This window comes from Mesorhizobium sp. M2A.F.Ca.ET.037.01.1.1 (genome assembly GCF_003998075.1).
Taxonomy (GTDB): Bacteria; Pseudomonadota; Alphaproteobacteria; order Rhizobiales; family Rhizobiaceae; genus Mesorhizobium.
Genome location: NZ_RZSA01000744.1, coordinates 1 through 3429, shown reverse-complemented (window position 1 = coordinate 3429; position 3429 = coordinate 1). Strand labels below are relative to the sequence as shown.

Genomic DNA, 3429 nt, shown 5'->3' with positions numbered 1-3429 from the left:
CTTCCCAACCTATCCCGTCCCCTTTTAGGCCCCGCATACAACTCTCCCATCTGGCCAACGTGAACGCTGCCAATGCGGAAAGGTTTCCTGCTGGCCATGTCGAAGTGGAGTGCGCCAATTTCGGCGGCCACATCGCCCGCCAACTACAAGGCCGACGGCCGACCATCACCTGGGACCCGCTTGTCTCAGATCCTATCAAAGGTGAAGGACGTCAGAAGACTGGTAACGAAATTGCTCGCCTTCTCCTTGACGAGAACCTCGGTCCATTCGTCGGTGCCCCGAAGCCTCAGGTCCGTGTAGATGCTGTCGACCGCTGCTTCTTCGATGCGCTTGATATGCGAGAGGAAGACGGCCTCGTCGCCTGTCTTATAGATATCCCGCACGACTATGCGCAGGATTTCCTGCATGGCGATTTGCCAGGCGGTATTGATTGTCTGGAGCTCGTTGGGTTTTTCGGTCATCGAGATATCCTCGATTGGGCCGGCCGTCGGCGAGAGACACCCATACGGGGGTCGTCAAAATGGCGGGTCGGCCGGAAATAAAAGAGGTCAGGCAATTTTGCCTGACCTCGCTTGGTCTCATGCTTTCAACACTGCCAGTACGTCTGTGATCAGTGGAAAGCTGAACCGATCAGACGGCCTGAAGCTTGCAGGCAGACATCTTGCCCGACTTGCTGTCGCGCTCCAGTTCGTAGCCGATCTTCTGGCCCTCGACGATTTCGCGCATTCCCGCGCGCTCGACGGCAGAGATGTGAACGAAGGCGTCAGCGCCGCCGTTGTCAGGCTGAATGAACCCGAAGCCCTTGGTCGAATTGAACCATTTTACTGTGCCAGTGGTCATGATGAACCCTCTCATAGCAATATTGAATTTCGGCAACGCGAGCGCGCAGCCGACTATGCAGATGACGATGTTGAAAGGAAGTTCGTTCAGGGCGCGGTGCCAAGCGCGCGATAACCAAAGCTCAGCAAGCAATATCGACAATCCCTCCTGTATCTTGCCCCTCCGGCACGTCAACTTTTGGTCCTGGAGCTGTTCGATTTCAACTGGAGTGCGGCTCGGCAGTCCGGGTCGTCATGCTGCTATCGGTCATTTGGAAAAGTTCGGCCCCACGGGCTCGGCTAGACTGAACTCGAACACGGTGTTCTCTTCCTCGTCGACCACCCGGAACCAGTGCTGCTGCAAAGCGCTCGGTGAGATTGGCGCGCCAGCCACGCGCTCGGCCGCCTTTATTGGCTCGTCGACGTCCACCGGTTGAGCTGCGACGACCTCTTCGCCGCAAAGCTCTTCAACCTGGTAGCGAGGCATTCTTGTCACCCCGACCGAGAGACTTCGCCTCGCGTTCGAGCGTTTGGCGATCGTTGCCGTGCTGCTTGATCAGCTCGCGCACCTGCTGCGGCGTCAGCCAGACTTTCTGGGCGAAATACTCCACCTCATAGTCTTCGTCGGCCGAAACCCGGTCGCGGTCGCGGAAGTCACGCTTGCTCTTGTCGTCTGCCATGTCGGTTCCTCCTCGAGTGACAGAAACACCGCCGTTGCCGGCTTGTTCCCGCTCTTTAGCGGCGGTCGCGGAACGTCTCAAACGCGCGGCCGTTGCCCCTAATGACGCTCCGACGATATCCGCATGGTCCGAGGGCATGTCCGGCTGGGTAGACATCACCTCGCGCAGCAGCGCGAGCGCATAGCCCAACTAGAGCGTGACGAATTGCCGACTACCGACGCCCTCGTTTTCTTCGCGCTTCTGGAAAGCATGCAAGAGCTTCACGAACGGCATCTGGCGCGGCTGCTCGCCCAGGCTGCGGATCAAGCCTTAGTGGTCGAACCGGAGGGTGCTGCTGGCTCGGGAACATAGTTGAGTCTGCGCGATTCACCCTCAATGAGTACACGCGGTATCAACTTCGTCGACCGATGGATGGCAGAACACCTGCCCAACGTCATAACAGAGGACCCTGTGGCCGTGAGCGATCTGGCCGACGAGCTGATGAGCATGGCAGAGCACGAAGGTATTCCGGCCGCCGAGATCAACGAGGAAGTCGACAGCGTCTTCGAAGTGATGGAACACCGCGAAGGAAGCTTGGCGGATTAGCAGCCGCAGTTTCTTCACCCATTCCGCCCATCATCATGCCATGGCAGCCGATGAGATATCTCGGGTTGAACAGCTCGTGCGCGATGGTGAAGGCCATATAGCCCGCCAGCGCGAACTCATCGCCCTATTGGAGGGTGGCGGCCTCCCGACGGAGAAGGCAAGGGCGTTCCTAGACTTCTTGGAGGAGATGGTGGGGATAAGTCGCGAGCACCTGGCCAGGCTTACGCCGCCCAAAAAGAGGAAAGCCCGCCGCAGCTAATAAGCGTACGCGACGGGCTTTCTGCCATTGGGAGCGGCTACACCCCGGAAGGACGACCACTTGCCTACACAACTCACACGAGCGTGTTTTGTTGCACGTAGCCCTTACATATACAATTTTGCGCCACCGCCGAGTGCCCAGGCTTATGCAACTGCCTTGCGGCGACTTCCGGGGGCTCGTTCGTTGTTCTCTTTCGCCCGCGCGCAGAGCGCGCGGAACTCTTCGACCTCGGCCTCGGTAAGATGCTCGATGCCGATGAAGGCGTTCTTGGCGGCGCCGGAGCGGATCAGCTCATCAAGCTTGGCCTGGATAGCCGCGCCGTCTCGGTTTTGGGTGTTCTGGATCAGGAAGACCATCAGGAATGTGACGATCGTCGTACCGGTATTGATGATCAGTTGCCAAGTTTCGGAATACTGGAAGACCGGCCCGGTCACGGCCCAGATCAGCACCGACGCCAAACATAAGGCAAAGGCCCACGGACGGCCGGAAGCATGTGCGACGACGGTCGCAACGCGATTGAAGGTTTTTTCCATTGGAAGTCCTGGTGATGAAATGCGGAGCGTTCCAACAATGGAGAAGCCCGTTTTTCGTTCCGGCCCGGCTAGGGCGCTCCATTGCCTTGTGCCCGAAGGCCGGAACATGTTGCGCACCCCGGAGTTAGCCATGGCCTGTCAACGGGCGGGTCAACACGCTGCATCTGGAGAACACCGATGGCTACAAGCAAGAAAGCCTCTGCCGCCGAGAAGAGCCTCGAAGATATGTTCCTCGACGGCCTGAAAGACATCTATTACGCCGAAAAGAAAATCCTCAAGACCTTGCCCAAGATGGCGAAGGGCGCTGAAGACGAGAAGGTCGCCGCCGCCTTTGAAAAACATCGCACCGAGACCGAGGGACAGGTCGATCGCCTCGAGCAAGTCTTCGAGATCCTCGGCAAGCCTGCTCGCGGCAAAACCTGCCCCGCGATCGACGGCATCCTGGAGGAGGGGGCCGAAGTCCTCGAGGAGTACAAGGGCTCCCCGTCGCTCGACGCCGGGCTTGTAGGCGCGGCCCAAGCTGTTGAACACTATGAAATCGCGCGCTACGGCAC

The 3429-nt window shown here is 58.8% G+C and carries 7 protein-coding genes; 2 read left to right on the top strand and 5 right to left on the bottom strand.

From position 1 onward, the window contains the following. Positions 1 to 185: 185 nt before the first annotated feature. The 4 genes from EOA27_RS28185 to EOA27_RS28170 form a co-directional block, all read right to left on the bottom strand. Positions 186 to 461: a hypothetical protein gene (locus EOA27_RS28185; protein WP_127249418.1), complete on the bottom strand. Its 276-nt coding sequence runs from the start codon at positions 459 to 461 to the stop codon at positions 186 to 188. 169 nt (positions 462 to 630) lie between these two features. Further along, positions 631 to 840 (bottom strand): cold-shock protein, encoded by a 210-nt coding sequence (locus tag EOA27_RS28180; RefSeq protein WP_126083796.1) that lies wholly within the window; start codon positions 838 to 840, stop codon positions 631 to 633. A gap of 246 nt (positions 841 to 1086) precedes the next feature. Further along, positions 1087 to 1305: a hypothetical protein gene (locus EOA27_RS28175; protein WP_126082604.1), complete on the bottom strand. Its 219-nt coding sequence runs from the start codon at positions 1303 to 1305 to the stop codon at positions 1087 to 1089. Further along, a complete protein-coding gene (locus tag EOA27_RS28170; protein ID WP_126083797.1) occupies positions 1286 to 1498 on the bottom strand; it encodes a DUF3606 domain-containing protein in 213 nt (70 codons plus the stop codon). Before EOA27_RS28170 ends, EOA27_RS28175 begins: the two co-directional genes overlap by 20 nt. Before the next feature lie 456 nt (positions 1499 to 1954). On the opposite strand from EOA27_RS28170, the gene EOA27_RS43010 reads away from it, so the two are divergent. Further along, positions 1955 to 2083 carry a hypothetical protein gene (locus EOA27_RS43010; protein WP_281059009.1) on the top strand — a complete coding sequence of 43 codons (129 nt, stop codon included), beginning with the start codon at positions 1955 to 1957 and terminating at the stop codon, positions 2081 to 2083. A 402-nt stretch (positions 2084 to 2485) separates the two neighbouring features. Here EOA27_RS43010 and EOA27_RS28155 read toward each other — a convergent pair whose 3' ends face one another. Continuing rightward, the gene (locus tag EOA27_RS28155) at positions 2486 to 2875 is read right to left on the bottom strand and encodes a low affinity iron permease family protein (protein WP_126082605.1); all 390 of its coding nucleotides are present in this window, start codon (positions 2873 to 2875) and stop codon (positions 2486 to 2488) included. Positions 2876 to 3052: 177 nt separating this feature from the next. Here EOA27_RS28155 and EOA27_RS28150 point away from each other — a divergent pair. Then, the coding region (locus EOA27_RS28150; protein WP_145970577.1) for a DUF892 family protein at positions 3053 to 3429 on the top strand (377 nt) is incomplete at its 3' end.

What these genes read in the sequence shown, in the direction of transcription:
- EOA27_RS28170 (WP_126083797.1), bottom strand. Translation starts at nt 1,498, where the DNA reads ATGGCAGACGACAAGAGCAAGCGTGACTTCCGCGACCGCGACCGGGTT.
- EOA27_RS28185 (WP_127249418.1), bottom strand. Translation starts at nt 461, where the DNA reads ATGACCGAAAAACCCAACGAGCTCCAGACAATCAATACCGCCTGGCAA.
- EOA27_RS28175 (WP_126082604.1), bottom strand. Translation starts at nt 1,305, where the DNA reads ATGCCTCGCTACCAGGTTGAAGAGCTTTGCGGCGAAGAGGTCGTCGCA.
- EOA27_RS28180 (WP_126083796.1), bottom strand. Translation starts at nt 840, where the DNA reads ATGACCACTGGCACAGTAAAATGGTTCAATTCGACCAAGGGCTTCGGG.
- EOA27_RS28155 (WP_126082605.1), bottom strand. Translation starts at nt 2,875, where the DNA reads ATGGAAAAAACCTTCAATCGCGTTGCGACCGTCGTCGCACATGCTTCC.